The organism is Bradyrhizobium sp. Pa8 (genome assembly GCF_052588265.1).
In genome coordinates this window covers 5199451-5224910 of the sequence record NZ_CP176767.1, presented here as the reverse complement: position 1 = coordinate 5224910, position 25460 = coordinate 5199451, and the positions used below count along the sequence as shown (strand labels likewise).

Here is a 25460-nt window from a genome sequence, read left to right as displayed (position 1 = left end):
GAGGCCAAATCCCTAGAAACTACGGCGATTCTAGGGATTGGGCCTTGTGGTGTCAAGTATATAATCGCCATTCGCCAGCCTGCACGTTCCGGTAGCCTCCAGGCCTGTCGCGTATCGTAAGGTGCAGGGAATGGCGGAGCCGGGCCGGCCAGTTCGGTCCCAGGGGGTTGCGGGGACTTGGATCGCGGGGACTTGGCCCGTCGGCCGAGCTGCATCCGCGGGCGGCCTCGTGCCGGCAGGGTTCGACCTCTGGACGTCGCTGGCCGAGACCCTGCGCGAATGGGCGCGCGCCGAGGCCGGCGCTGGGCGATTGTTGCCGTGGGTGCCGGTCGCGTTCGGCGGCGGCATCGCGCTCTACTTTGCCGCCGATCATGAACCGGTGCTGTGGGTTGTTGCCGCAACGGCCGTCGCACTCATGCTTGGCGCCGTGCTGTTGCGGCGGAGCCGGTTGTTTGCGCCGGCGATCATGATCGCGGCGGTCGCGGCCGGCTTTGCCACGGCGACCTGGAAGACGGCGCGGATCGCGCACACGGTGCTGGCAAAGCCGCTTTATTCCGTCTCGCTGTCGGGCTTCGTGGAGACCCGCGACATCCGCGAGCGCACCGACCGCTTCGTGCTGCGCGTCACGGCGATGGAGGCGCAGCGCAGCGACGTCAAGCTCGAGCGCGTGCGCCTCTCCGTGCGCAAGGGGACTGCGCCCGAGGTCGGCAGCTTCGTGCAGTTGAAGGCGCGGCTGTTGCCGCCGTTGTCGCCGGTGCGCCCCGGCAGCTATGACTTTTCGCGCGACATGTTCTTCCAGGGCATCGGCGCCTCCGGCTTCGTGATGGGCACGATTGCGGCATCGGTGCCGCCGGATGCCGGTGGCTTGCGGCTACGTTATGCCGCCTTCATGCAGGGTCTGCGCGATGCGATCGATGCGCGCATCCGCGCCACGCTCGAGGGCGACAACCGGGCGATTGCGACCGCGCTGCTCACGGGCCGGCGCGATGCGATTACCACGCCCGTCAACGACGCCATGTTCATCTCGGGGCTCGGCCATGTGCTCTCGATTTCCGGCTATCACATGGCGGTCGTCGCCGGCGTGGTCTTCTTCGCGGTGCGCGCGCTGCTGGCGTTGATCCCTGGAATGGCGGCCGGCTTCGCCATCAAGAAATGGTCGGCGGCCGCGGCCTTGGTCGCAGCCGCGTTCTATCTGCTGCTGTCGGGCGCGGAGGTCGCCACGCAACGCTCGTTCTTCATGACGGCGGTGGTGCTGATCGCGGTCATGGTCGATCGCCGTGCCATCACCTTCCGCACGCTGGCGGTGGCCGCGCTCATCGTGCTCGCGGTCGCACCGGAAGCACTTGTGCATCCGAGTTTTCAAATGTCCTTCGCCGCGACGCTCGGACTGGTGGCGCTGGTGCAGATCGGCATGCCGAACCTGTTTGCGTCGCCCGATCATTCGGCGACCGCGCGAATTGCAATGTGGGGCGGGCGCGAAATCGCGATGCTGTTCCTGGCCTCGCTGATCGCGGGGCTCGCGACCACGCCCTATGCCGCCTTCCATTTTCACCGCGTCACCCCGTTCGGCGTGCTCGCCAACCTCGGGGCGATGCCGGTGGTTTCGGCCCTGGTGATGCCCGCGGGCCTGTTGGGCTTGATTGCAGCGCCGTTCGGACTTGATGGTCCGTTCTGGTGGCTGATGGGGATCGGCATCGACTGGATGGTTGCGGTGTCGCGCTGGGTGGCCGCGCTGCCGGGCGCGGTCGGCCGCATCTCGGCGTTCGGCATCGCACCGCTGATCGCCGCAAGCCTGGGAATTATCGTGATGGGCTTGTTGCGCACGCCGTTGCGCTGGGCCGGTGCGGTGGTGCTGTTCGCCGCGATCCTCTGGGGACTGTGCGCGCGGCAGCCCGATATCCTGATCGCCGGTGACGGCCAGAGCGTCGCGGTGCGGGGCAGGGATGGGCACATGCATCTGATCAGGTCGAGCAAGGACGGTTTTCTTCTGAAGGAATGGCTCGCCGCCGACGCCGATCCGCGCGACGCCGGCAGTGCCTCACTGGCCGCCGGCGTGTCGTGCGACGAGGCCGGCTGCGTGACGCCGCTCGCCGACGGGCGCCTGGTCGCGCTGGCCTTGCGCATCGATTCATTGGTTGACGATTGCAGCCGTGCCGCGCTGGTGGTGACGGCGCGGCCGGCGCCGCCGGATTGCGCGGCGATGGTTGTCGACCGTCAGCGTCTCGCACGGCAAGGCGCGCTGGCGCTGACGCGAAGCGGCGATGGCTTTGCGGTTCAGGCGGCGAAGGCGAGGGGGGCAGACCGCCCGTGGTCGCCGGCAGCCGCCGGCGAGGGCGATTTCGACGGGAGCCTTGCGCCGAAGACGGCCGCGCCCCGCAATCGCGACGCGACGCCAGCGGAGGCCGACTTGCAGGCCGAGGATTGAGCGGACGGGTTACAGATACCAGGCCAGCACGGCGTCGAGCCTGGCGTTGCCGATTACCGGCAGGACCACCATCTGGCTCAGTCCAGAGGCGCTGGCATGCAAGGCCGCGATCGAGCCGTCACACGCGAGATCGTCGTTGAGCGCGGGCATGCCGGTGGCCCAGGCCCCGCCGATGCTGCCTTCGCCTTTGGCGATGGATTTCGTCGCATAGAGCGCGGCGAGGTCGGTCTGCGCGCTGCAATCGCCGGCGCGGAAGACCAACGCCGAACGGGCCTCGTCCGGGACCCAGATCTCGAAGCGTCGCGCAATCGGGGTCGCCTGCGCCGAGAGGAATGTCAGCACCCAGGTCTGATCGGTGCCGGTCCGGTAGGGAACGCCGACGCCGAGATTGATTCCGACCTTGGCGGCGTCCTCCCAGCGCAGAAAACTCCTGGCATCGTGCAGGTCCTTGATGATCAGCGGCAGGCCGGCTTTCCAGATGCGACCGGGCAGGCCGAAGCCACGCGGAAATCTGGTGTGGCGGGAGTTGAATTCGAACATGTCGGCGGTGCCGTAATAGCCGTCGACGAGCGCCATCTCGTGGGAGGTTTCGGCATCGTTGTGCCAGAGCTCGATCGCGCCGACATGGGCCTCGTCGTCGCCGCAGAACAGCACCATGACGGCTTGCAGGAATTCGCCTGAAAACACCGGCACCGCCACGCCGCAGGTCAGCCCGGCGGCGATGGCCTGATCGGTCCGCTTGAAATAGGAATCGGTGAATCTGGTGAGGATCACGGGGTGGCCGCTGGCCCAGGCCTTGCCGGGAAGCCCCTCGTCATATCCGAACTGCAGATCCTCGCTCACGTCCCTAAACGCGGACAACCCTTCGCCGTAGAGGCCGCCGCCGAATTCAAGCCGCATGCGCGTGCGGTCAGGCACCCAGAGTTCAACGACGCGAATGAAGGTCTTCATCGAACGTGTCCGCCGTCTCAGCCGCACCAAGCATCGGCCATTTGGCTGCGGAACGGACGTTCAAAATTCAGGCAGGACAGCGCAAACTTCGTGCGGTGGGAGGCGCAACGGCTCGGTCCGCCCGATGGAGTTTCGCGGGACACGAACGACAACATCTCGCCGGCCTCGGCCGGCGATGGCGATTTTCAATCCCGGCCCGACCTGCCGGCGGGGAATGGCTATGTCAGCCGATCGGCAGGCGGGTGATGGTCGGCCGGCTGTCGGTGATGATCTGCGGCTTGTGCTCGCGCTCGCCGACCGGCTGGGTCACCGGTAGTTGCAGCACGGTCGCGCGCTGGCCTTCGACCAGCTGCGTCACCAGCACGGATTTGCCGTCGGGGAATTCGATCGCATCATGATGGCGATCGGGAATGTGCGGATCGATCTTGCCGAACTTGCCGACGCGCGAATTGACGGTGCGCGTCCAGATCCAGCGATTGTCGTAGCGGACGTTGTCGGCGAAGGCGAGCTCCGTTCCCGGGAGCAGGCAGACCGCGACGGTCGGATCGGCTGCGGAGGCAAAGCCGCGCGTCGAGGTGCCGCGGAAGGTTGTCGTGACGATCGTCTCGCCGACTTCGGCGGGGCGCGACGCGACGGCATGCAGGCTGTAGTCACACATCGGGTGCTCCTCATGCAGGGATAGCGACCCACGTCTCTCAATCGAGGCGCAGGCCTCTATCAGAGTGGAAATGTGAAAGGTTCTGCCCGGTTGTAGGCAAATCTACGGCTCGCCGCCGCAGACCGCAATCACATTATCTTTCCCGAATCCACCAGGAACAAAGCCCGCCCCTGTGCATTCCGGAGGCGCGTGTCAGCGCCCCGCAGGCGCCGACCAGCCGGAATATTGCCAGCCCGGCCGCGACGGTTTGTCGACGGCGTCGCGGGCCTTGCGGGCTTCCTCGCTCACGGCGGTATCCTTGCGGACATGGGGTCGCGATTGCGCGGCCAGGGCTTGTGCGGCCAAGGCTTGCGACGCTGATGCTGCGATCAGCGCCACGGCAACTGTGATCTGAACGATCCGGCGCATGACTGCCCCTCGAACCTGAAGGCCGCGAAGCAGGGCTGCTTCGTGCGGCGTGCCGAGGATGTACCGCTGGAGGAGGGGCCGGATAATCTGCGCGAAACCAGAAAGACTATCCAGCGGAAGCGGACAATCGTCCGCTCCAATCTCGGATCGGCGATGCCGATCGAAAGCGCGCGGGGCGCCAAGTAACCGGTACCGGCGCGTCCGGTATCAGTACTTCCGGTACAGCCCGATCAGCTTGCCCTGGATCTTCACCCGGTTGGGCGGGAGGATGCGGACCTCATAGGCTGCATTGGCGGGCTCGAGCGCGATCGAGGCGCCGCGGCGGCGGAAGCGCTTCAGGGTTGCTTCCTCGTCGTCGATCAGCGCCACCACGATATCGCCGGTGTCGGCGCTCTCGTTGCGCTGGATCAGCGCCATGTCGCCGTCGAGAATGCCGGCCTCGACCATGGAATCGCCGCGCACTTCGAGCGCGTAATGTTCGCCCGAGCCGAGCATGTCAGGCGGTACGCTGATGGTGTGGCTGCGGGTCTGCAAGGCCTCGATCGGCGTACCGGCCGCGATACGACCCATCACGGGCACCGCGACGGGGCGCTCGCCCTCGTCCGCGGACGGGCTGGAGGTCGTGCGGACCTTGCCGAGATTGCCTTCGATGACGCTCGGCGTGAAGCCGCGGCGGCTACCGGCGGCGGCCTGAAGCTCGGGCAGCTTGATCACCTCGATGGCGCGGGCGCGGTTGGGCAGGCGCCGGATGAAGCCACGCTCCTCAAGCGCGGTGATCAGGCGATGGATGCCCGATTTCGAGCGCAGGTCGAGCGCGTCCTTCATCTCGTCGAAGGAGGGCGGCACGCCGCTTTCCTTCAGCCGTTCGCTGATGAACCGCAGGAGCTCGTATTGTTTGCGCGTTAACATCTCGACCAAAATCCCCCGGTTGATGTCGTTCGATTCCGAGACGCTGAATTCAGCAGTAAGCCGCTACATGCTCGAAACAAATCATGAACGGACACTATATGTTCGATACATGTTCCGCAACTGCTTAATTTACCGTGAACGCGACAAAGTTCGCGGAACGCACGCGAACGAAGCGATCAGACGGGCAGCCGCAAGACCTCGCAAGGCGTGCCGGCTTCGGCCTTCGGCGCGAATGGCGCGCGCACGAGAAGTGCCTGTGCCGCAGCGAGATTCGCAAGAAGCGAGGAATCCTGGTGATTGACCGGAAGGGCGAGGAGCGTGCCGTCGTCGCGCAGCTCGAGGCGTGCGCGCAGATAATCCTCGCGCTGGTCGTTGGCGCCGACATCGCGGCCGAGCACTGCGCGTTCGCGGCGGTGATGAATCATCGAACGGCCCGAAAGCGCGCGAATCAACGGCACCATGAACAGGAAGCCGCAAACATAGGATGACACGGGATTGCCGGGCAGGCCGATCACGCGCATCGCGCCGAGCCGCCCGTTCATCATCGGCTTGCCCGGCCGCATCGCGATCTTCCAGAACGCCATCGAGATACCTTCGTCCCTCAGCGCCTGTTGGACCAGATCGTGGTCCCCGACCGACGCGCCGCCGGTCGTGATCAGGATGTCCGCGCCGCTCTCCCGCGCGCGGCCGATGCCGGCCGTGGTGGCCTCCAGCGTGTCGGCGGCAACGCCGAGGTCGATGGTATCGGCGCCCTCGCTGCGGGCGAGCGCGTGCAGGGCGTAGCCGTTCGAATAAACGATCTGGCCGGGACCGGGCGTGGTGCCCGGCATCACCAACTCGTCGCCGGTCGCGAGAATCGCGACCTTCGGGCGTCGTCGGACAGGCAGTTGCGGGTAATTCATGCCGGCGGCGAGCGCGAGGTCGCGCTCGGTGAGCCGGGCTCCCTTGCACAGCAGCACGTCGCCTTCCGAGAAGTCGACGCCGGCGGGGCGGATGTGCCGCCCCGTTACGGCGGCTTCCTTGATGGTGATGCACTTGCCGTCCGCGACCGTATCCTCCTGGATCACGACCGAATCAGCGCCATCGGGAACGACACCGCCGGTGAAGATACGCACGGCCTCGCCGGCGCCGACCGATCCCGCAAACGGGCGGCCCGCCGCGACCTCGCCGATCAGGGTGAGCTGGGAGTCGATCTTCGCCGCATCGACCGCGCGCACCGCATAGCCGTCCATTGCCGACATCGCCTGCGGCGGCTGCGTGCGCCGCGCCGCGACATCGCGCGCCAGCACGCGGTGGAAGGCTGCGTCGAGCGCGATCATCTCTTCAGGCAGCGGCTCTGCGCCCGCCAGCACCGCGGCGAGCGCATCGGATACCGGCATCAGGGCCACGGGTGAAAACTCCTGCTGGGCCCGTTCGGGCAAATCGGCGGCGAGAGTTCTAGCCGAGTGCAGGCGCAGAGGCAAAACAGTGGCCGCGCAGGATGATTTGTCCTGCGTCATCCGCTCTACGATGAAGGGTGAGCATCAAGTCCGCCGCGGCATGATCCAGAAGGCGAGACAGACCGGTACGAGGATGGCCATGGCGAGGACGAGAAAGACGAGAGCCACGGCCAGCATCGGTCAGCCCCCCGGCTGCTTGTACGGACTGACGTCCGGCGCTGCGGGGCCTTGATCCTTGTCAGGCAGCGGGTCCGCCTGGGATTTCAGGTCGGCGGCCTTGCTGATCAGTTTTGCGGAAAGGTCAGAATCCGAGGTGGTTCTGGCGAATTTCATCAGCAGAGAGGCCTGCTTGGTGAGGTAGGTTTTGCCCAACACGACGATTGATCCGATGTAGAATTCCCAACGGACTCATGAGTCCTGAGAGGAGCAATCGTTCCGGGAACTCTGTATAAAAATGCACAAAGGGACTTGGTTCCTCGCCCCCGGGGCAAAATAGTTCCATTCGCGGCTCGTCGGCCCGTCGGCCGTCGGTTTGCCGGCCAGAGATCAGATTCCAAGCGCCCTGAGGGCGTTCCCGACGTCGCGGGGCGACGTCACGTGGACCGTGGTCAGGCCGCGCGACCGCGCTCCTTCGATGTTCTCGGCAAGATCGTCGAAGAACACGATACGGTTCGCCGGCACGCCGATCGCGGCCACGACATGGTCGAAGGCCTCCACATCCGGTTTGCGCAGGCCGATGCTGGACGACAGATACAGCTCGCGGAAATGGCCGAGCAGGCCGGCATATTCCTTCGAGAAGTGGTCGACATGCGGCCGGTTGGTGTTGGAGAAGGCGTAGAGCGGCATCTGCTTTGCCGCGCGCGGCAGCAGCTCGGCGATGTCGGGCATCTCGCCGGCGAAGATCGCGTTCCAGCCCTCCAGGAACTGCGCGTCCGAAATGCCGATCCCGAGCGAGACGCGCAGCGAGTCAAAATAGGCCTCGTCGCTGATCTTGCCGACCTCGTGCAGCCGGTAGGCTTCGCTGTCCCGCACATAGCGCGCGACGATGGCTTCCGGCTTGCAGCCGGCATGTCCCGCCCAGCAGGCGATCGCCTTGGAGAAATCGATGTCGAGCACGACGCGCCCGAGATCGAAGAGGAGCGCGTCCGCGCTGCCGGGAGAGAGCGAGCTCATTGCATCCTTTCACTCAATATCGATAGGGGTCGTGGTCGAACAGCGGGAACGCGCTGAACACGCTAGGCGCATTCGTTGCGGTCGCCTGGTGCAGGCAGGACTTGTTGACCTCGGCGAACGAGGTGGCGCCCAAGAGGCCGAGGCAGCGCAGCACCTCGTCCTCGAGCAGCTCCAGCATTCGCCTCACGCCGGCTTCGCCGGCCGCCGCCAATGCCCAGCATTGCAGCCGGCCGATGCCGACCATGTCCGCGCCCGCCGCGATCGCCTTGACGATGTCGGTGCCGCGGCAGAAGCCGCCGTCGACCATGATCTTGGCGCGTCCCTTCACGGCCTCGACGATCTCGGGCAGCACATGCATGGCGCCGCGGCCGTGATCGAGCTGGCGGCCGCCATGGTTGGAGACGTAGATCCACTCGACGCCGTGATCTACCGCGATCTGGGCGTCCTCGGCGGTGGCGATGCCCTTCAGGATGAGCGGGATCTTGAACTTGTCCTTGATCATCTTCACGGTCCGCCACTCCAGGCCCTTCTGGTAGTCGCCGCCGGTGGCGCGCAGGCGGCTCTCGCGAACATAGCGCTTGGCAATGTCACGTTCGCGACGGCTGTAATGGGCGGTGTCAACGGTCAGGCAGAACGCAGCGTAGGCGTTCTTCTCGCTCCGGCTGACGACATCGGCGACGAAGTCGTCGTCGCCGCGCACATAGAGTTGATAGAGCCGCAGCGCATCAGGGGCGGCCTCGGCGGTCTTCTCCAGGCCGGGCTCGGACACCGAGCTCAGCATGTGCGCCGCGCCGAAGGTGCCGCAGGCGCGGGCGACGCTCGCCGCGCCATCCGGATCGAAGATCTCCAGTGCGCCGACAGGGGCCAGCAGCACCGGCAGCCGCATCCTGCGCCCGAACAGTTCGACCGAGCCGTCGACCTCGCGGACGTCGCGCAGCACGCGCGGCCGGAAGGCGATCTCATCGAGCGCCATGCGGTTGCGGCGCATCGTGGTCTCGGTCTCGGCGGCGCCGACGATATAGTCCCAGGCGTTCTGGTTGAGGTTGGCGCGCGCCTTGCGGATGAATTCGTGCAGGTTCTGGAATGGCTCGGCGCTGGCGCCGAGTTCGACGTTCCTTTCCGGCCGGATGCGGGGCGCGTCGTTCATTGTTGTCCTCCCGAGAATTTGAAGCGTTATTGTCATCGCGTATCGTGTCCGGCCCTCCAAAACCATCCTAAAATCGCATAGCTGCGAGGCGTGGGCCGGCCGGCCGATTCCCGCCTTGCGCGAAACGGTCTCGGAACGTTGCCAAAAGTTTAGGCCCGGGCGAAGGGATTTTTACGATGTACCCGCCGGCGCGGCGTCCCGGCCTTGAAGAAACCAGAATGGTATTGTGAACAGCGGGCTGGATCGCCATTTGCATGGCGCCTGCCAAGCCCAAAGCAAAGCTCCAAGCAAGAAGGCCAGCCTATCCATGCGGAAAAACCTGCTGTTCCCCCTGGGCGCACTCACGGGAGCGTGTCTAACCCTTCTGGTCGCCAGCCCGCACGGTGGAGTATGGGCGGCACGGGCGGCAGCGAGCGCGGATGATGCCTATTCCCGGCTCAATCTGTTCGGCGAAGTGTTCGAGCGGGTGAAGGCGAGCTATGTCGAGAAGCCCGACAATTCCAAGCTGATCGAAGGCGCGATCACCGGCATGGTGACCTCGCTCGATCCGCATTCACGCTACATGAACGACAAGGCCTGGACCGAGATGCAGGAGACCACCTCCGGCGAGTTCGGCGGGCTCGGCATCGAGGTCACGATGGAGGACGGCCTGGTCAAGGTCGTCTCGCCGATCGACGACACGCCGGCTTCCAAGGCCGGGATCATGTCCGGCGACCTCATCAGCAAGATCGACGGCGATGCCGTGCAGGGCATGACGCTCGAGCAGGCCGTCAACAAGATGAAGGGGCCGGTCGATACCCAGACCAAGCTCACCATCGTGCGCAAGGGCGCCGACGCCCCGCTCGACGTCGCGATCAAGCGCGAGATCATCCATGTGCGTCCGGTGCGCTTCCACGTCGAGAACGGCGACATCGGCTATATCCGCGTCACCTCGTTCAACGAGCAGACCACCGACGGCCTGAAGAAGGCGATCGCGTCGATCTCCAAGGAGGTCCCGCCGGAGAAGCTGGTCGGCTACGTGATGGACCTGCGCAACAATCCGGGCGGCTTGCTCGATCAGGCCGTCTCGGTGTCGAGCGCCTTCCTTCAGCGCGGTGAGGTCGTCTCGACCCGCGGCCGCAATCCGGAGGAAACCCAACGCTTCACCGCGCATGGCGGCGACCTCACCAAGGGCAAGCCGCTAGTGATTCTGGTCAACGGCGGCTCGGCTTCGGCCTCGGAGATCGTCGCTGGCGCGCTGCATGACCACAAGCGTGCCACGATCATCGGCACGCGCTCGTTCGGCAAAGGCTCGGTGCAGACCATCATTCCGCTCGGCGCCGGCAATGGCGCGCTGGCGCTGACCACGGCGCGCTACTACACGCCGTCGGGCCGCTCGATCCAGGCCCAAGGCATCGCGCCCGACATCGAGATCCTCCAGGACGTGCCGCCCGAGCTGAAGGGCCGGATGGACACCATGGCGGAGTCCCAGATGCGCGGCCATCTGCAGGCCGCCGACGGTACCGAGCAAACCGGATCGCAGTCCTACGTCCCGCCGGAAGAGAAGGACGACAAGGCCCTGCATGCGGCCTACGACTTCCTGCACGGCGTGACCGCGAATGCGGTCGCCGCCAAGCCTGCGCCGAAGGCGGCGGTACCGAACTAAAGCCTTCCGACGTCCAGATATCGCCCGGGAGCGGATGACCGCTCCCGGGCGAATTCGTGCGGTGACGCTTCCAATTGTTGCGAAGACCGCCCTAGCTTGCTTCGCGGCGTCGGCTTTCCTCGCCGCCGCGCTGGGCGAGGCGGCTGCGATGCAGCGCGAACAGCTCCAGCACCTTGTCGGCCGGTTTTGCGGCGCTGAACAGGTAGCCCTGCATCTCTGAGCAGCCGAGCGCACGGAGCAGGCGCTGCTGCTCCTCGGTCTCGACGCCCTCGGCCGTGGTGGTCATGCGGCGGGCGGCAGCCAGGTTGACGACGGCCTGCACGATGCTGGCGGAGCCGTCGGGACCGGCGATGTCGCTGACGAAGCAGCGGTCGATCTTGATCTTGTCGAACGGGAAGCGGTGCAGATAGCTCAGCGAGGAGTAGCCGGTACCGAAATCGTCGAGCGCGATCCGCACGCCGATGGCGCGGAGCTGATGCAGGATCGCAAGCGCGGCGTCGTCGTCGCGGATCAGCACGGCCTCGGTGATCTCGAGCTCGAGCCGGCTCGCCGGCAAATTGGAGGCGGCAAGGGCCGCCATGATCTTCAGCGCCAGCGTGCCGCTCTTGAACTGCACCGGCGAGACGTTGACGGCGAGGCGGATGTCGTCGGGCCAGTTGGCGGCATCGCGGCAGGCCGTGGCCAGCACCCATTCGCCGATCTCGTTGATCAGGCCGGTGTCTTCGGCGATCGGGATGAACTCGGCGGGCGAGACCATGCCGCGTTCGGGATGGCGCCAGCGGACCAGCGCTTCGCAGCCGGTGATGCGGTCGTCCTTCAGGGCGAGACAGGGCTGGTAGTAGACCTCGAGCCCGCCTTCGAGCCCGCCTTGGGCGATGGCGTGGCGCAGATCGATCTCGAGCTGCCGCCGCTCGCGGACCTTGGCGTCCATCTCCGGCTCGAAGAAGCGATAGGTGCGGCGTCCGGCGGCCTTGGCGGCATACATCGCCATGTCCGCGTTCTTCAGGATCTGGTCCAGCGCGGTGCCGTGTCGTGGCGCCAGCGCGATGCCGATACTGGCGTCCGTGGTGAGATGATGGCCCATGCAGTCGAACGGCGCGCGGATGGCCTGGAAGACCCGCGCGACGAGCTCGTTGACCTGCTCCGGCGCCGTCACTGCGCTCTGTACGATGGCGAATTCGTCGCCGCCGAGCCGCGCCACGAAGTTCGCCGGACCTGCGCATTGGCTGAGGCTCGTCGCGATCGATTTCAACAGCTCGTCGCCGACGAGATGGCCGAGCGCGTCGTTGACCCCCTTGAACTCGTCGATGTCGATGTAATGCACCGCGATCTCTTCGCCGCCGGCGATGGCGGCGAGCTCCGCGCGCAGGTGCTCGTGGAACATGGTGCGGTTGGGCAGGTCGGTCAGCGCGTCGTAATGGGCGAGGTGGGTGATGCGCTCCTCGATGCGCCGGCGCTCGGTGACGTCTTCGTGGGTCGCCACCCAGCCGCCGTCCGCGAGCGGCTCGTTGAGGATGTGGATCGAGCGCCCGTCGGAGGTGTCGATCACCATGGAGTTGCGCACATGGATGTCGCGCAGCACGCGGAAGACATAGTCGCCGATGTCGCCACTGAACGAGCCGGTCGCCTTGCGGTGGGCGATGATGTCATGGAAGCTGGAGCCGGGCTTCACCACCTCGGCTGACAAGCCGTACATCTCGATGTAGCGCTGGTTGCAGATCACCAGCCGCCGCTCGGCGTCGAACAGCAGCAGGCCCTGCGTCATGTTGTTGACGGCGCGGTCGAGGCGCTGCTTCTCCAGCGTCAGCCGCTCGCGGGAGGCGCGGTGCTGCTCCAGCAACTTGCGCACGATCGCGATCAGCACGCCCGCGATGGCGAGCGCGGAGGCGCCCGCAACCGAGATCAGGATGCCGATCTGCTCGCGCCAGTCCGTCAGCGCCGCCGCGCGCGTCGTGGTGGCCATCATCAGGATCGGGAAGTGGGGCAGGGCACGCGAGGAGATCAGCCGGTCTTCTCCGTCGACGGGGCTCATGATGCGGCCGGCGAAGTGATCGAGCCCGAAGATCCTCTGCTGCTCGAACGGGCCGGTCTTGAAATTCCTTCCCATCTGCTCGCTGGAATGGGGATAGCGAGCGAGCAGCGTGCCGTCGCGATGCAGCATCGAGATCGAGGCGCCTTCGCCGAGCACGACGGAGGCGAAGAACTTCTCGAAATTGGCCGGTTCGATGCCGCGTCCGACCGCGCCCATGAACTCGCCGTTCGGTCCCACGATCTTGCGCACGATCAGGATGGTCCAGGCGCCGGAGACGCGGCTGTGCACCGGCTCGATCAGCACGTTCGGCGAGTAAGGATCGTATTTGAAAGTGCGAAAATAGGCGCGATCGGCGACGTTCACTTTGGGGGCCGGCCACGCCGTCGACGAGTTGATGAGATTGCCTTCGGCATCGATGATGTTGACGCCGCCCATGTAGGGCAGCGCCTCGATCTTCGAGCGAAGCATCCGATGGACGTCCTGACCGGAGAGGCGTTTGCGATAGTCCTCGGCGCTTGCGATGCCGGTTGCGCGGACGTGGTCGACGAAATCCTTCTGGATGACCGCGAAATCCTGCAACTGCTGATCGAAATGATGAGCGAGCAGAAGGACGGTGTTTTCCAGCTCGCGCCCGCTGTTGCGCAGCGCGCGCTCTCGGAAATTCTGCGCCATCAGGACCGAGCCAATGGCGATGGCCGCGATCAGCAGCGTGCCGCCCACCACCAGCCAGCGGATCGGTCCGCTGCGCACGAAGACCTGGTCAAAGAGGCGACTGCCGTATTTCGTCATCATGTCGATCGTTGCCGTGCACACGTCAGGATCGCTTCTTGATCCCGAGAACATCCGTTGGTTTACGGAAACGATGTGGAGGCGAAGTTAGGAAGCGCGGTTAATGCGACATGAACGGCCGCGTACAAAAGCAATCGATGCGCGCGACGCAGGACGTGCAGGAATTGCCGGAAGCTCTCGCGATGCCGGTCAATTCCTGCCGGTCGTGCCACGGTCAACCAAGGCTTAACCATCTAAGATGTTGGCGATCCACAAGTCGGCATTGGCACGTGATTTGCGAACATGCCTGCCAGCGACACAGAGAGGACACGACGATGACAAACACCTTGAAGAACTTCCTCGCCGACGAGCGTGGTGCGACCGCGATCGAATACGGCCTGATTGCCGCCGGCATCGCGCTGGCCATCATTTCCGTCGTGAACGGCATGGGCTCCAAGCTCAACGCCAAATTCGGGTCGATCAGCTCTTCGCTGCGGTGATCGCGTGGGCTCCGCTGCGCGCCAATATCACCGCCACGATCAGCGCCGCGACGACGTTCGCGGCGGCGCTGATCAGGATCGGCAACGTATAGCTGTGGTTGACGTCATAGGCGAAGCCGGCCGCACTCGGGCCAACCAGCGTGCCGAACGCTACGCTGGTGTAGAGAATACCGATGATTCCGCTGACGTTGCGTCCGCCAAAATAGTCCATGACCACAGCGGGCAGCACCGCGACCCAGCCGCCGTAGAACACGCCGTAGACGAAGGCGAAAGCGGCGAGGGTCCAGACATCGGCGGCGACGGCCCAGATCGCCATCGCGAACGCCATTCCGACCAGGACCATGATGAGCGAGCGGTCGCGGCCCATCCGGTCGGCGAGCGCGCCGAGAAAGAAGCGGCCTGCGGTGCTGCCGGCCCCGATCACGCCAAGCAGGAGCACCGCAGAGGACGCCGCGACCCCGTGGTCGCGCGCGTACGGCACGAGATGGACGAACGGGACGAAGGCGCCGAACGAGCAGACCAGACACGATACGTAGAGGGCGACAAACCGCGTCGACCGGACGGCCTCGCGCACCGAGGCGCCGCCGGCATTGCTTGCGCCCGTGGCCTCGCGAGGCGGATCGCCGTCGGGTCCGAGGCCGCGGTGCTTCGGATCGTTCTCGATCAGCAGCGACGCTCCGCCGCCCAGCACCAGCGCGATCGCACCCAGCACCAGATAGGCGCCGCGCCAGCCCACCGATGCGATCAACAATGAGGCGAGCGGCGGCATCGCCAGCGTACCGAGCCCGATGCCGCTCACCGCGAGCCCGGAGGCAAAGCCGCGGCGCTTGACGAACCAGCGTTGCACCGCGCCGATCGCGGGAACATAGGCGCAGCCGAGGCCGAGGCCGACGCCCAGCCCGTAGGCGAGATAGACCTCGACAAGGGAACGTGCCGCGCTCGCGGCCGCAAGTCCGACCGCGATCAGGATCATGCCGGCGACGGCCAGCGGACGCGAGCCGAGCCGGTCGGCGAGGGGACCGCTGACGAGCCCGAGCGCAAAGTACAGAAAGCCCGCAATCGAAAACACGAGCGAGATCGAACCGCGCGAGGCGCCGAAATCGCGCTGGAGCGGCTCCAGAAACGCGCTGAACGTGTAGGCGGAGCCGAAGCCGACGAACATGACGGCAAACGCCGCCGCGACGACGAACCAGCCATGGAAAATGCTGCGCTGAGCGAGCGTGGATTGAACGGTCAATGCTGCCTCCGCGTGCTGAGGGAAGGATGGCGACGATGCCAGGACGTGGCCCGCTGGAACGCCGCGCCGGCGCGCACGAGCATGGCCTCGTCGAGATGAGCGGCGACGAGCTGGAACGCGATCGGCAGTCCGTCTGCCGATGCACCACCTGGTAGCGTGATCGTGGGATGACCGGTTATGTCGAACGGGCAGGTGTAGCGCTGCAGCTTCGCGATCAGATCCGGCTGCTCGCCGAGCGTCTGGATCATGGCGAGCGTCACCGGCGGGAACGGGTGTACCGGGATCAGCAGCAGGTCAATGGTCTCGAACAGCGCGGTGACGCGACCGCGTAGCGCCAGCCGCCGCAACAGGATCTTCTGATAATCGAGAGCGGAGAGCGCGCGACCGGCCTCGATCAGCGAGGCGAGCATCGGACCATACTCGTTCTTGCGGGCAGGATACGTCGCCTCGTGCGCGACCGCAGCTTCCACCGCACAATTCGGTGTCCAGTCGGCAATCGCCTGCGTTACATCGGGAAATCCGACATTGACAATGCCGGCGCCGAGCGCGCGGAACGCATCGATGGCGTCTGCCAGCACGTGCTGTGTCGTGACGTCCACGTCGTCGCTGTTCCAGGCGGCGTCGACGCCGATCCGCAAGCCCCGCACGTCCTGTGCGGCCGCGGCCGCGGCCAGATAGTCGGGCACCGGATTGAACGCCGAGGTCGGGTCGTTGGGGTCATGCCCGGCAATGACGCCGAGCAGCGCGCCCGCATCGGCCGCGCTGCGGCCGATCGGTCCGACATGGTCGAGCGTCGCGGCCAGCTCGAACGCGCCGTGGCGGCTGACGCGACCCCAGCTCGGCTTCAATCCGGTCAGCCCGTTGGCGGCAGAGGGCCAGCGGACCGAGCCGCCGGTGTCGGAGCCGAGCGAGCCGAAGCAAAGCCCGGCAGCGGTTGCGACCGCCGAGCCACTGGACGAAATGCCCGGCCAGTAACTCGCATTCCACGGATTCTTCGGCGGCGTCACCAACGGATGGTGATCGGAATAGGCGCCCTCGGTGAGTTGCAGCTTGCCGAGTATCACGGCGCCTGCGTCCTTGAGCCGGCGAACGACGGTTGCGTCTTCGCGGGGACGAAAGTCGCGATGAAGCGTGGTGCCGGCCGCCGTCGGAATGCCCTCGGTCCAGAACAGGTCCTTGAGCGCAATCGGCACGCCATGCAGCGCGCCCCGATACCGGCCCTGTGCGATTTCGGCGTCCGCGGCCTTTGCCTCGGCGATTGCCGTTTCCGCCATCACGTAAACGTAGCTGCCGAGATCCCGGTCCATGGCGTCGATACGGTCGAGTTGCGCGCGCGTCACGTCCAGCGCGGAGATGTCGCGCGCCTTGAGGCGTGCTGCGAGCGCGGTGAGTTCGAGATAGTGCAAGGCATCAGCCATCGGCGCGGGTTCTCCGTTCTGGTGATCGCAATGGGTGGCTCGATCCCGAAGGATTCGACACCGGTATAATTAGGATACAGGTGTCGCTTGCTGTCAACCAGTAAATCTGTTTTACTGGTGTTCAAATCTTTGGTGTTCCGATGTCGAAAGAGTCGCGCAAATTCCAGGTTCCCGACACGTTGGCGAACGTCTACGATTTCGCCAACACGCTCGATGTTCGCCACTTCACGCATTTCGGCGTGGAGCATCCGGAGAGCGATGAGCTTGGCGGGCCGAAGGAACTTGCGGACTGGATGCGGGAACGCGGTCTTGGCGCCGAGGGCGGGCGTGTCACGCCCGCGATGTTTGAAACCGCGCTAAGACTGCGCGGCGCCTTGCGCGCCTATCTGCAATGCGAGCCCGCCGAGCGGCCCCGGAACAAGAGCGTTCTCGGCACGCTCAACGAGGCGCTCGCGCCGTTTCCGTTGCGGGTGGCGGCGCGCGCAGGCCGCGGCGCGATGCTGTCCGCAGCGCGAGAGGATGCGCTCGCAGGCCTCTCGGCCATCGCGATCGAGCTTCATGACGCAACGCTTGTGGGAACGCTGGACCGGCTGAAGATGTGCGCGTCGGAGGAGTGCCGCCGGGTGTTCTTCGACCGCTCGAAACCATCGACACGGCGGTGGTGCATGTCGACGCTGTGCGGCAACCGGATGAAGACGCGCGCCTATCGCGAGCGGCAGCGCGAGGCGAAATAGATCACGCGGCGCTCAGGCGCGGTAGTGGCCCGACTTGCCGCCGAGCTTCTCGACCAGGTGGATGCCCTCGATGCGCACGCCGCGTTCGACTGCCTTGATCATGTCGTAGATGGTGAGGCAGGCGACCGACACCGCCGTGAGTGCCTCCATCTCGACGCCGGTCGGGCCCGTCACCTTCACGCTGGCGCGGACAAGGCAGCCTGGCAGTTTCGGGTCGGGCTCGATGTCGACCGTGACCTTCGACAGCGCGAGGGGATGACAGAGCGGGATCAGCTCCGAGGTGCGCTTGGCCGCCATGATGCCGGCGATGCGCGCGGTGCCGAGCACGTCGCCTTTCTTGGCGTTGCCCGAGACGATGAGATCAAGCGTCGCCTTGGTCATGATGACGTGGCCTTCGGCGACGGCGAGCCGTTCGGTCGCGGGCTTGTCCGACACGTCCACCATCCGCGCCTCGCCGGAGGCGCCGATATGGGTGAGGGCAGGGCCGGCCTTCGCTTTGGATTGCCTGGCCTTGGCGGGCTTGCGCGCCATGTCAGCGCGTACCCGTCGCGCGCGGCGCGTTGTCGCGCGCGAGCAGCGTGCGGGTGGCCGCGGTCACGTCGGCCTGGCGCATCAGGCTCTCGCCGACCAGGAAGGTCGACATGCCGACGCGTTCGAGCCGGGCGAGATCGGCGGGCGTGAAGATGCCGCTCTCGCCGACCATCAGCCGTTCCGCTGGGATCAGCGGCGCCAGCGTCTCGCTGGTCGCGAGCGTGGTCTCGAAGGTGCGCAAATTGCGGTTGTTGACGCCGATCATCGGCGAACGCAGCTTCAGCGCACGGTCGAGCTCGGCGCGGTCGTGGATTTCGATCAGCACGTCCATGCCGTAGGCGAGGGCGGCGTCCTCGAGATCCTTGGCGGTGGCATCGTCGAGCGCGGCCATGATGATCAGGATGCAGTCGGCGCCATGCGCGCGCGCCTCAATCACCTGATAGGTGTCGAACATGAAATCCTTGCGCAGCACCGGGAGCGACGTCGCCGCGCGCGCCGCCACCATGAAGTCGAGATGGCCCTGGAACGAGGGCGTGTCGGTCAGCACCGACAGGCAGGCCGCACCGCCGGCCTCATAGGCCTTGGCGAGCAGCGGCGGATCGAAATCGGCGCGGATCAGCCCCTTCGATGGCGAGGCTTTCTTGACCTCGGCAATCAGCGCGTAGTCGCCGCTGGTGTGCTTGGCCTTGATCGCGCGCACGAAGCCGCGTGGGGCTCCTTGCGCCTTGGCCTTGGCCTCGACTTCCGAGAGCGGCAGCGCGCGCTTGGCGGCCGCGATCTCTTCGCGCTTGTAAGCTTCGATCTTGGTCAGGATGTCCGACATGTCAGGCTCAGCCGTTCGAGACCGCGATCAGATGCTTCAGCCGCGCGCTCGCCGCGCCGCTGTCGAGCGACTTCGCACCGATCGCAACGCCCTCCTTGAGGTCCTTGGCGCGGCCGGCCACGACCAGCGCGGCGGCGGCGTTGATCAGGGCGACGTCACGATAGGGACTCGGCTTGCCGTCGAGCACGCTCTGCAAGGCGATCGCATTGGCGTCGGCGTCGCCGCCCCTGAGCGCACCGGGATCGCAGCGCGGCAGGCCGGCGTCCTCCGGCGTCACCTCGAAATTCCGGATCTCGCCATTCTGGAGCGCGGAGACGAAGGTCGGGCCGGTGAGGGTGATCTCGTCGAGGCCGTCGGAGCCATGCACCACCCAGGCGGATTCCGAGCCGAGGTTTTTCAGCACCTGCGCCAGCGGCTGCACCCATTGCCGCGAGAACACGCCGACCATCTGGCGCTTGACGCCGGCCGGGTTCGACAAGGGGCCGAGCAGATTGAAGATCGTGCGTGTCGCGAGCTCGACCCGGGTCGGGCCGACGTTCTTCATCGCCGGATGGTGGGCAGGGGCGAACATGAAGCCGATGCCGCATTCGCGCACACAGCGGCCGACCTGCTCGGGCCTGAGGTCGATCTTGACGCCGAGCGACGCCAGCACGTCGGCGGCGCCCGAGCGCGACGACAGCGCACGGTTGCCGTGCTTGGCCACCGGCAGGCCGGTGCCCGAGACGATGAAGGACGCGCAGGTCGAGACGTTGACCGAGCCGGAGCCGTCACCACCGGTGCCGACGATGTCGACGGCGTCCGCGGGCGCGTCGACTGTGAGCATCTTGGAGCGCATCGCCGAGACCGCGCCGGTGATTTCGTCCACGGTCTCGCCGCGCACCCGCAGCGCCATCAGGAGGCCACCCATCTGCGAGGGCGTGGCCTCGCCGGACATCATGGCGTCGAAAGCGGAAGCGGCTTCGTCACGCGACAGGCTGGCGCCGGTCGCCACTTTTCCAATAATCGATTTCAGGTCGTCCATCGCGTGCTTTCAACTCACTGGTTCGCGCCGGTCACCTGCGCGAAGGCGGCCTGATTAATGGTGGTCCCGATGTCGGTTTCAAGCTTGTTGACGTAGGAGGCGACCTGCTCGTCGGTCAGCGCGCGGTCGAGGCTGTCCTTCAGCTTCTTCACCGCGTCGGATGCGGCGTCGACCGCGGGTTCGACGATGTCGGTGACGCGGAAGACGATCACCTCGCTGCCGCCGTTCACGGCGGTCTGGCCGACCCCGTCCTTGGCGGTGCGGAAGGCGGCCGCAACGACGTTGGCGGGCACGCCGGCGGGCGAGTCGTCGCGCTTGAAGCCGGAGGCGGTCTCGACCTTGGCGTTGATCGCGGCGGCCTCGTCGGCGAGCTTGCCGCCCTGTTCGAGCTTCTGCACCATCTCGGTCGCCTTGGTCTTCAACTTGGCGGCGATCTGGTCCTGGCGCCAGCGCGCCTCGACCTGGTCGCGCACCTCGTCGAGATTGCGGTCGCGCGAGGGCGTGATGGCGAGCACGTCGTACCAGACATAGCCGCCCTTGAAGGAGATCGCGTCGTTATCGACGCCGACATCGGTGTTGAAGGCCTGCGACACCACGTCGAGGCCCTGCGGGATGCTGGTGACGGGCTGGCCGTTCGGGGCACGGCCGGAGCGGTCCACGGCGTCGATGGTCACGGCAGTGAGGCCGAGCTTCTGCGCCGCATCGATCACGCTGGCGCCGCCGCCGCGCTCGTCTTCCATCTTGTCGCGGAGATCGTTGACCTTGACGCGAGCGCGCTCGGTGGCAATCTCGCGCTTGATGTCGCCGACGAGGCTGGCGTAGTTCGCTTCACTGCCCGGCTCGATCTTGTCGACCTTGACGATGGACGTGCCGAGACGGCCCTGGATCGGCTGGCTGATCTCGCCTGCGGGAAGCGCGAAGGCGACATCGCCGACCGCGGGGTCGAGTGACGATTTGGTCACGAGCCCGAGGTCGACATCGGAGGTGCTCAGCCCGCGCTCCTTGCCGAGGTCCTCGAACGACATTCCGCCGGCGAGGCGCTCGCGTGCGGCCTGCGCATCGGCGACGTTGGGGAATACGATCTGATGGATCTGGCGCTTCTCCGGCGTGCCGAGCCGGTCCTTGCGCTGGTCGAACACCTTCTTCGCGTCCTCGTCGGAGACCTCGCTCCATTTGCCGATCTCTTCCGGCGAGACCACGACGAAGGAAATCTTGCGATATTCGGGCGCGCGGAACTGGACCTTGTGATCCTCGAAATAGGCGGCGAGGGCTTCGGGCGAGGGAGCGTCGATGGTGCCGGCCTGCGCGGCGTCGAGCCTGACGAATTCGATCGCGCGCTGCTCGTTCTGGAAGCGCGTCAGCACGTCGATCATGGCCTTCGGGGGTTCGAGGCCGGCGCCGATCGTGCCGGTGATCTGCCGGCGCAGCGACACCTTGCGCTGCTCGGAGACGTAGCGCTGCTCGGTATAGCCGAAATTGCGGATCACGGCCTGGAAGCGGTTCGGATCGAAGCTGCCGCCAACGCCCTTGAAGTTGGGGTCGTTCATGATGACCTGGCGGATCTGCTCGTCGGACTGGCCGAGCCCGAGCCGGCGAGCTTCTTCGTCGAGGGCCGCTTCCGCGATCGTCTGCTGGAGCACCTGGCGGTCGAGGCCGAAGGCACGCGCCTGGTCAGGCGTCAGCGGCCGGCCGAACTGGCGGCTGATCTGTTGCAGCCGGTCGGTATAGGTCTGCCGGAACTCGTTCAACGAAATCTCGGTGCTGCCGACCTTGGCCACCGTGGACTGCCCGAAGCCTTTGAAGATGTCGGCGATGCCCCAAACGCCGAAACTGATGATCAACACGCCCATCACCACGGCCATAATGGTCTTGCCGAGCCAGTTTGATGAGGCCTTGCGCATTCCTCGAAGCATTTGGTCCAACTTGTTTGGCAGGAGGGGAACGGGAGCGCGTCTTAATGCAGATTCCGCAAAAGCGCGTCACCAAATTGATCAATCATCATAAAGTGGCGGCTTTCCCCCCGCAACCTCGGGCGGCGCGGTCCCTCGACGTTGCGGTTAAAGCCCTCAGCTCTCTGGAACTGCCGCGATAGCTCTGCTAGCGCATGCACAAACCTCATTTTGCTGGAAATTGACATGACCGACGCCATCCGACCGCTGATCGCCGGCAACTGGAAAATGAACGGCCTCATGGGCTCGGCTGCCGAATTCGACGCCATGCTCAAGGGGGCGGCAGAGGTGGCCGTCAAGGCCGACTTGCTGGTCTGCCCGCCGGCGACCCTGATCGCGGCCTTCGCCGACAAGGCGGGCGGCAACAAGGTCGCGGTGGGGGCGCAGGATTGCCACCCCAAGGCCTCCGGCGCCCATACTGGCGATATCGCGGCCGAAATGCTGGCCGATGCCGGTGCGACCGCCATCATCGTCGGCCATTCCGAGCGCCGCGCCGACCACGGCGAGGGCGATGCCCTGATCCGACAGAAGGCCGAGGCCGCCTGGCGCGCCGGCATCACCGCGATCGTCTGCATCGGTGAGACGCAAGGGCAGCGCGATGCCGGCCAGACCCTGGACATCCTGCGCGGCCAGCTCGACGGCTCGCTGCCGGACGGCTCGACCGCCGCCAACCTGGTCGTGGCCTATGAACCGGTCTGGGCGATCGGCACCGGCCTGACCCCGACGGCCCAGGATGTCGAGCAGATTCATGGCTTTATCCGGGAACTCCTGACCTCCCGGTTCAGCGCGGACGGGGCCAGGATGCGCATCCTCTATGGCGGCTCGGTCAAGCCGTCGAACGCGGCCGAGCTGATGTCCGTGAAAAACGTCAACGGCGCGCTGGTCGGCGGCGCCAGCCTGAAGGCGGCCGATTTCCTTGCGATTGCGAAGGGCTGCCCCTAGCTAATCTCAAAGCGCGGCCGTGGCCGATCGGGGGGTGGCAATGCCCCTTCCGATCGTGTAACACCGCGCAACTTCAGGAAAACCCGCGAAGCGCGATCGGCCGCCGTCTCGGCGCTGTCGGCTTGTGACGGAAGGACACTATGCAGACCGTTGTCATCGTCATTCACCTCATGATCGTCGCCGTCATGATCGGCGCCGTCCTGCTCCAGAAGTCGGAAGGCGGCGGCCTCGGCATGGGCGGAGGCGCGGGCTTCATGTCGAGTCGCGGCACCGCGAACCTTTTGACGCGGACCACCGCGATTCTGGCTGCGGGCTTCTTCCTCACCAGCCTGTTCCTGTCGTGGCATGCCGGCTACAGCCGTGCGCCTACGTCGATCATCGGCGCGCCGGCGTCCCAGACCCAGCCGGCCGGAGGCGCTCCGATCGCGCCGCCGACCTCGGGTGGCATCCTGGATTCGCTGAAGAAGGCCGACGAACAGCAGCAGAACCAGGCGCCAGCCGGCCCGCAGGTGCCGCGCTCGCAATAAAGCAGGGGGGCCATGCAGGGCGGCTTCTACCGTCCTGCATCAAAAATCCCCATCAAGGCTCTGTCACCACTCTTAGTTTTGGCTCACCCACAGGCCCGCAAAATATTTGGGGCGGAATACGAATCGCTTTGGCGAATCGTATTCGAGGGATTAGAGGTTAAGTCCCATGGCGCGGTTCATATTCATCACCGGCGGCGTGGTCTCTTCGCTCGGCAAGGGTCTGGCTTCAGCGGCACTGGGTGCCCTGTTGCAAGCCCGGGGCTACAAGGTCCGCCTCCGCAAGCTCGACCCCTATCTCAACCTCGATCCCGGAACGATGTCGCCGTATCAGCACGGCGAAGTGTTCGTGACCGATGACGGCGCGGAGACCGATCTCGATCTCGGTCACTACGAGCGCTTCACCGGCCGGCCTGCGACCAAGCAGGACAACATCACCACCGGGCGCATCTACCAGGACATCATCTCCAAGGAGCGTCGCGGCGATTATCTCGGCGCGACCATCCAGGTGGTTCCGCACGTCACCAATGCCATCAAGGAATTCGTCCTCTCCGGCAATGACGATTACGACTTCGTGCTGGTCGAGATCGGCGGCACCGTCGGCGACATCGAGGGCCTGCCTTTCTTCGAGGCGATCCGTCAGCTCAAGAACGAGCTGCCGCGCGATCATGCCGTCTACATCCATCTGACGCTGCTGCCTTACATCCCGAGCGCGGGCGAGCTGAAGACCAAGCCGACGCAGCACTCGGTGAAGGAGCTGCGCTCGATCGGCATCCAGCCGGACATCCTGCTCTGCCGCACCGACCGCGAGATCCCGAAGGAAGAGCGGCGCAAGCTGGGGCTGTTCTGCAACGTGCGCGAAAGCGCCGTGATCGAGGCGCGCGACGTCGACAACATCTACGCCGTGCCCGAGGCCTATCATAACGCGGGTCTGGACGACGAAGTGCTCGCCGCCTTCGGCATCGGCTCGCGGATTCCGCCGGAGCTGCGTAGCTGGCAGCAGATCAACGAGCGCGTCCGCAATCCCGAAGGCAACGTCACCATCGCCATCGTCGGCAAATATACCGGCATGAAGGATGCGTATAAGTCGCTGATCGAGGCGCTCTCGCATGGCGGCATCGCCAACAAGGTGAAGGTCAATCTCGACTGGATCGAGAGCGAGATCTTCGAGAAGGAAGATCCCGCGCCGTTCCTCGAACACGTCAACGGCATTCTGGTGCCGGGCGGCTTCGGCCAGCGCGGCGCCGAAGGCAAGATCCGCGCGGCGCAGTTCGCGCGTGAGCGCGACGTGCCGTATTTCGGCATCTGCTTCGGCATGCAGATGGCGGTGATCGAGGCCGCGCGAAACCTCGTCGGCATCGAGGACGCCAACTCCACCGAGTTCGGCCCGACCAAGGAGCCGCTGGTCGGCCTGATGACCGAATGGCTGCGCGGCAACGAGCTCGAGAAGCGCTCCAAGGCGGGCGATCTCGGCGGCACGATGCGTCTGGGCGCCTATCCCGCGGCGCTCAACCGCGGCAGCCGCGTCTCGCAGGTCTATGGCGGCGCGACCGAGATTTCCGAGCGCCATCGTCACCGCTACGAGGTCAACACCGCCTACAAGGACCGCCTCGAGCAGCACGGGCTGAAATTCTCCGGCCTCTCACCCGATGGCGTGCTGCCGGAGATCGTCGAGTACGAGGATCATCCTTGGTTCATCGGCGTCCAGTTCCATCCCGAGCTGAAGTCGCGCCCCTTCGAGCCGCATCCGCTGTTCGCCTCATTCATTCAGGCGGCGATGGTGCAGAGCCGGTTGGTGTGAGCCCTCTGTCAAGCTTGGCTTGACAGGATTGGTTGCTCGGCTAGTGTCAAGCCTTCCTTGACGAGGAGGCTGGCGTGTCGATCGAACCTGGAGTCGCGACCATCAAGCCGACACCGTCGCTGTTCTGCTCCTTCTGCGGCAAGGATTCCGACAGCGTCAAAGCGTTGATTGCCGGGCCCTCGGTTTTCATCTGTGATGAATGCGTCGGACTTTGTAACAAGCACCTCGGTGGTGAACCGGTCCCCGTGTTGAGCCCTGACTGGAGCACATACTCTGACGAGGACTTGCTCAAGCTGCTGCCGCGCTCCGCGGCGGTTGCCGAGACCGCGGGTAACTTCCTCAACGGCCATGTTGACGCGTTGCGCGCGCGCAGTGTGACCTGGGAAGCGATCGGGCAAAGGCTCGGCGTCTCGCGGCAGGCCGCT

At 65.8% G+C, this 25460-nt stretch carries 22 protein-coding genes and 1 pseudogene; 8 read left to right on the top strand and 15 right to left on the bottom strand.

The window, feature by feature from the left end; genetic code table 11:
• Positions 1 to 130: 130 nt before the first annotated feature.
• Positions 131 to 2425 carry a ComEC/Rec2 family competence protein gene (locus tag ACKWRH_RS24245; protein WP_445215569.1) on the top strand — a complete coding sequence of 765 codons (2295 nt, stop codon included), beginning with the start codon at positions 131 to 133 and terminating at the stop codon, positions 2423 to 2425.
• Positions 2426 to 2434: 9 nt separating this feature from the next.
• On the opposite strand, the gene ACKWRH_RS24240 is transcribed toward ACKWRH_RS24245, so the two are convergent.
• The 8 genes from ACKWRH_RS24240 to ACKWRH_RS24205 all read right to left on the bottom strand — a co-directional run bounded on the left by ACKWRH_RS24240 (position 2435) and on the right by ACKWRH_RS24205 (position 9110).
• On the bottom strand, positions 2435 to 3376 hold the full coding sequence (locus ACKWRH_RS24240; RefSeq protein WP_445215568.1) for a GAF domain-containing protein: 942 nt from the start codon (positions 3374 to 3376) through the stop codon (positions 2435 to 2437).
• A gap of 223 nt (positions 3377 to 3599) precedes the next feature.
• Positions 3600 to 4034 (bottom strand): hypothetical protein, encoded by a 435-nt coding sequence (locus tag ACKWRH_RS24235; protein ID WP_445215567.1) that lies wholly within the window; start codon positions 4032 to 4034, stop codon positions 3600 to 3602.
• A gap of 192 nt (positions 4035 to 4226) precedes the next feature.
• Complete coding sequence (locus ACKWRH_RS24230) at positions 4227 to 4442, bottom strand: hypothetical protein (protein WP_445215566.1); 216 nt, start codon at positions 4440 to 4442, stop codon at positions 4227 to 4229.
• Between the two features lie 207 nt (positions 4443 to 4649).
• Entirely contained in the window at positions 4650 to 5351 is a 702-nt protein-coding gene (gene lexA, locus ACKWRH_RS24225; protein ID WP_129271649.1) for a transcriptional repressor LexA, read from the bottom strand.
• 176 nt (positions 5352 to 5527) lie between these two features.
• Positions 5528 to 6739, bottom strand: a complete 1212-nt coding sequence (locus ACKWRH_RS24220; protein WP_445215565.1) for a molybdopterin molybdotransferase MoeA — start codon at positions 6737 to 6739, stop codon at positions 5528 to 5530.
• A gap of 231 nt (positions 6740 to 6970) precedes the next feature.
• The gene (locus ACKWRH_RS24215) at positions 6971 to 7165 is read right to left on the bottom strand and encodes a hypothetical protein (RefSeq protein ID WP_063983049.1); all 195 of its coding nucleotides are present in this window, start codon (positions 7163 to 7165) and stop codon (positions 6971 to 6973) included.
• A 171-nt stretch (positions 7166 to 7336) separates the two neighbouring features.
• On the bottom strand, positions 7337 to 7963 hold the full coding sequence (locus tag ACKWRH_RS24210) for an HAD family hydrolase (protein ID WP_445215564.1): 627 nt from the start codon (positions 7961 to 7963) through the stop codon (positions 7337 to 7339).
• A gap of 13 nt (positions 7964 to 7976) precedes the next feature.
• Complete coding sequence (locus ACKWRH_RS24205; protein ID WP_445215563.1) at positions 7977 to 9110, bottom strand: alpha-hydroxy acid oxidase; 1134 nt, start codon at positions 9108 to 9110, stop codon at positions 7977 to 7979.
• A 307-nt stretch (positions 9111 to 9417) separates the two neighbouring features.
• Here ACKWRH_RS24205 and ACKWRH_RS24200 point away from each other — a divergent pair, with 307 nt between their 5' ends.
• Entirely contained in the window at positions 9418 to 10755 is a 1338-nt protein-coding gene (locus tag ACKWRH_RS24200) for a S41 family peptidase (protein ID WP_028149630.1), read from the top strand.
• A 91-nt stretch (positions 10756 to 10846) separates the two neighbouring features.
• On the opposite strand, the gene ACKWRH_RS24195 is transcribed toward ACKWRH_RS24200, so the two are convergent.
• Positions 10847 to 13579 carry a bifunctional diguanylate cyclase/phosphodiesterase gene (locus ACKWRH_RS24195; protein ID WP_445222471.1) on the bottom strand — a complete coding sequence of 911 codons (2733 nt, stop codon included), beginning with the start codon at positions 13577 to 13579 and terminating at the stop codon, positions 10847 to 10849.
• A gap of 311 nt (positions 13580 to 13890) precedes the next feature.
• On the opposite strand from ACKWRH_RS24195, the gene ACKWRH_RS24190 reads away from it, so the two are divergent.
• On the top strand, positions 13891 to 14055 hold the full coding sequence (locus ACKWRH_RS24190) for a Flp family type IVb pilin (RefSeq protein WP_028149628.1): 165 nt from the start codon (positions 13891 to 13893) through the stop codon (positions 14053 to 14055).
• Here ACKWRH_RS24190 and ACKWRH_RS24185 read toward each other — a convergent pair.
• Together ACKWRH_RS24185 and ACKWRH_RS24180 are read right to left on the bottom strand one after the other, a co-directional pair.
• Positions 14036 to 15292: an MFS transporter gene (locus ACKWRH_RS24185; protein WP_445215562.1), complete on the bottom strand. Its 1257-nt coding sequence runs from the start codon at positions 15290 to 15292 to the stop codon at positions 14036 to 14038. The two genes, ACKWRH_RS24190 and ACKWRH_RS24185, sit on opposite strands and share 20 nt — an antisense overlap.
• The gene (locus tag ACKWRH_RS24180) at positions 15289 to 16710 is read right to left on the bottom strand and encodes an amidase (RefSeq protein WP_445215561.1); all 1422 of its coding nucleotides are present in this window, start codon (positions 16708 to 16710) and stop codon (positions 15289 to 15291) included. The genes ACKWRH_RS24185 and ACKWRH_RS24180 overlap by 4 nt, the downstream gene beginning before the upstream one ends.
• Positions 16711 to 16850: 140 nt before the next feature.
• On the opposite strand from ACKWRH_RS24180, the gene ACKWRH_RS24175 reads away from it, so the two are divergent.
• Positions 16851 to 17444, top strand: coding sequence for a CGNR zinc finger domain-containing protein (locus ACKWRH_RS24175; RefSeq protein ID WP_445215560.1), 594 nt, complete (start codon positions 16851 to 16853; stop codon positions 17442 to 17444).
• 12 nt (positions 17445 to 17456) lie between these two features.
• Here the strand turns inward: ACKWRH_RS24175 and moaC are convergent, their stop codons facing one another.
• Genes moaC through ACKWRH_RS24155 form a run of 4 tightly spaced genes read right to left on the bottom strand, consistent with a single transcriptional unit; the run spans position 17457 to position 21732 of the window.
• Positions 17457 to 17975 (bottom strand): cyclic pyranopterin monophosphate synthase MoaC, encoded by a 519-nt coding sequence (gene moaC / locus ACKWRH_RS24170; protein ID WP_135213790.1) that lies wholly within the window; start codon positions 17973 to 17975, stop codon positions 17457 to 17459.
• A 1-nt stretch (position 17976) separates the two neighbouring features.
• Complete coding sequence (trpC, locus tag ACKWRH_RS24165; protein ID WP_445215559.1) at positions 17977 to 18798, bottom strand: indole-3-glycerol phosphate synthase TrpC; 822 nt, start codon at positions 18796 to 18798, stop codon at positions 17977 to 17979.
• Positions 18799 to 18805: 7 nt separating this feature from the next.
• The gene (gene trpD / locus ACKWRH_RS24160; protein ID WP_445215558.1) at positions 18806 to 19819 is read right to left on the bottom strand and encodes an anthranilate phosphoribosyltransferase; all 1014 of its coding nucleotides are present in this window, start codon (positions 19817 to 19819) and stop codon (positions 18806 to 18808) included.
• 14 nt (positions 19820 to 19833) lie between these two features.
• The gene (locus tag ACKWRH_RS24155; protein WP_445215557.1) at positions 19834 to 21732 is read right to left on the bottom strand and encodes a SurA N-terminal domain-containing protein; all 1899 of its coding nucleotides are present in this window, start codon (positions 21730 to 21732) and stop codon (positions 19834 to 19836) included.
• A 222-nt stretch (positions 21733 to 21954) separates the two neighbouring features.
• Here ACKWRH_RS24155 and tpiA point away from each other — a divergent pair, with 222 nt between their 5' ends.
• From tpiA to ACKWRH_RS24135, 4 genes and pseudogenes are all read left to right on the top strand, one after another.
• A complete protein-coding gene (gene tpiA / locus ACKWRH_RS24150; protein ID WP_445215556.1) occupies positions 21955 to 22710 on the top strand; it encodes a triose-phosphate isomerase in 756 nt (251 codons plus the stop codon).
• Positions 22711 to 22850: 140 nt separating this feature from the next.
• Positions 22851 to 23237 carry a preprotein translocase subunit SecG gene (secG, locus tag ACKWRH_RS24145; protein WP_014494986.1) on the top strand — a complete coding sequence of 129 codons (387 nt, stop codon included), beginning with the start codon at positions 22851 to 22853 and terminating at the stop codon, positions 23235 to 23237.
• A 166-nt stretch (positions 23238 to 23403) separates the two neighbouring features.
• Positions 23404 to 25035 (top strand): CTP synthase, encoded by a 1632-nt coding sequence (locus ACKWRH_RS24140; protein WP_445215555.1) that lies wholly within the window; start codon positions 23404 to 23406, stop codon positions 25033 to 25035.
• Positions 25036 to 25115: 80 nt separating this feature from the next.
• Positions 25116 to 25250 (top strand): annotated as a pseudogene (locus ACKWRH_RS24135) (ClpX C4-type zinc finger protein); the annotation flags it as partial.
• Positions 25251 to 25460 lie beyond the last annotated feature (210 nt).

Coding starts and splice junctions, on each gene's coding strand:
- ACKWRH_RS24245 (WP_445215569.1), top strand. CDS start 131: ATGGCGGAGCCGGGCCGGCCAGTTCGGTCCCAGGGGGTTGCGGGGACT.
- ACKWRH_RS24240 (WP_445215568.1), bottom strand. CDS start 3,376: ATGAAGACCTTCATTCGCGTCGTTGAACTCTGGGTGCCTGACCGCACG.
- ACKWRH_RS24235 (WP_445215567.1), bottom strand. CDS start 4,034: ATGTGTGACTACAGCCTGCATGCCGTCGCGTCGCGCCCCGCCGAAGTC.
- ACKWRH_RS24230 (WP_445215566.1), bottom strand. CDS start 4,442: ATGCGCCGGATCGTTCAGATCACAGTTGCCGTGGCGCTGATCGCAGCA.
- lexA (WP_129271649.1), bottom strand. CDS start 5,351: ATGTTAACGCGCAAACAATACGAGCTCCTGCGGTTCATCAGCGAACGG.
- ACKWRH_RS24210 (WP_445215564.1), bottom strand. CDS start 7,963: ATGAGCTCGCTCTCTCCCGGCAGCGCGGACGCGCTCCTCTTCGATCTC.
- ACKWRH_RS24205 (WP_445215563.1), bottom strand. CDS start 9,110: ATGAACGACGCGCCCCGCATCCGGCCGGAAAGGAACGTCGAACTCGGC.
- ACKWRH_RS24200 (WP_028149630.1), top strand. CDS start 9,418: ATGCGGAAAAACCTGCTGTTCCCCCTGGGCGCACTCACGGGAGCGTGT.
- ACKWRH_RS24195 (WP_445222471.1), bottom strand. CDS start 13,579: ATGATGACGAAATACGGCAGTCGCCTCTTTGACCAGGTCTTCGTGCGC.
- ACKWRH_RS24190 (WP_028149628.1), top strand. CDS start 13,891: ATGACAAACACCTTGAAGAACTTCCTCGCCGACGAGCGTGGTGCGACC.
- ACKWRH_RS24180 (WP_445215561.1), bottom strand. CDS start 16,710: ATGGCTGATGCCTTGCACTATCTCGAACTCACCGCGCTCGCAGCACGC.
- ACKWRH_RS24175 (WP_445215560.1), top strand. CDS start 16,851: ATGTCGAAAGAGTCGCGCAAATTCCAGGTTCCCGACACGTTGGCGAAC.
- moaC (WP_135213790.1), bottom strand. CDS start 17,975: ATGGCGCGCAAGCCCGCCAAGGCCAGGCAATCCAAAGCGAAGGCCGGC.
- trpC (WP_445215559.1), bottom strand. CDS start 18,798: ATGTCGGACATCCTGACCAAGATCGAAGCTTACAAGCGCGAAGAGATC.
- trpD (WP_445215558.1), bottom strand. CDS start 19,819: ATGGACGACCTGAAATCGATTATTGGAAAAGTGGCGACCGGCGCCAGC.
- ACKWRH_RS24155 (WP_445215557.1), bottom strand. CDS start 21,732: ATGCTTCGAGGAATGCGCAAGGCCTCATCAAACTGGCTCGGCAAGACC.
- tpiA (WP_445215556.1), top strand. CDS start 21,955: ATGACCGACGCCATCCGACCGCTGATCGCCGGCAACTGGAAAATGAAC.
- secG (WP_014494986.1), top strand. CDS start 22,851: ATGCAGACCGTTGTCATCGTCATTCACCTCATGATCGTCGCCGTCATG.
- ACKWRH_RS24140 (WP_445215555.1), top strand. CDS start 23,404: ATGGCGCGGTTCATATTCATCACCGGCGGCGTGGTCTCTTCGCTCGGC.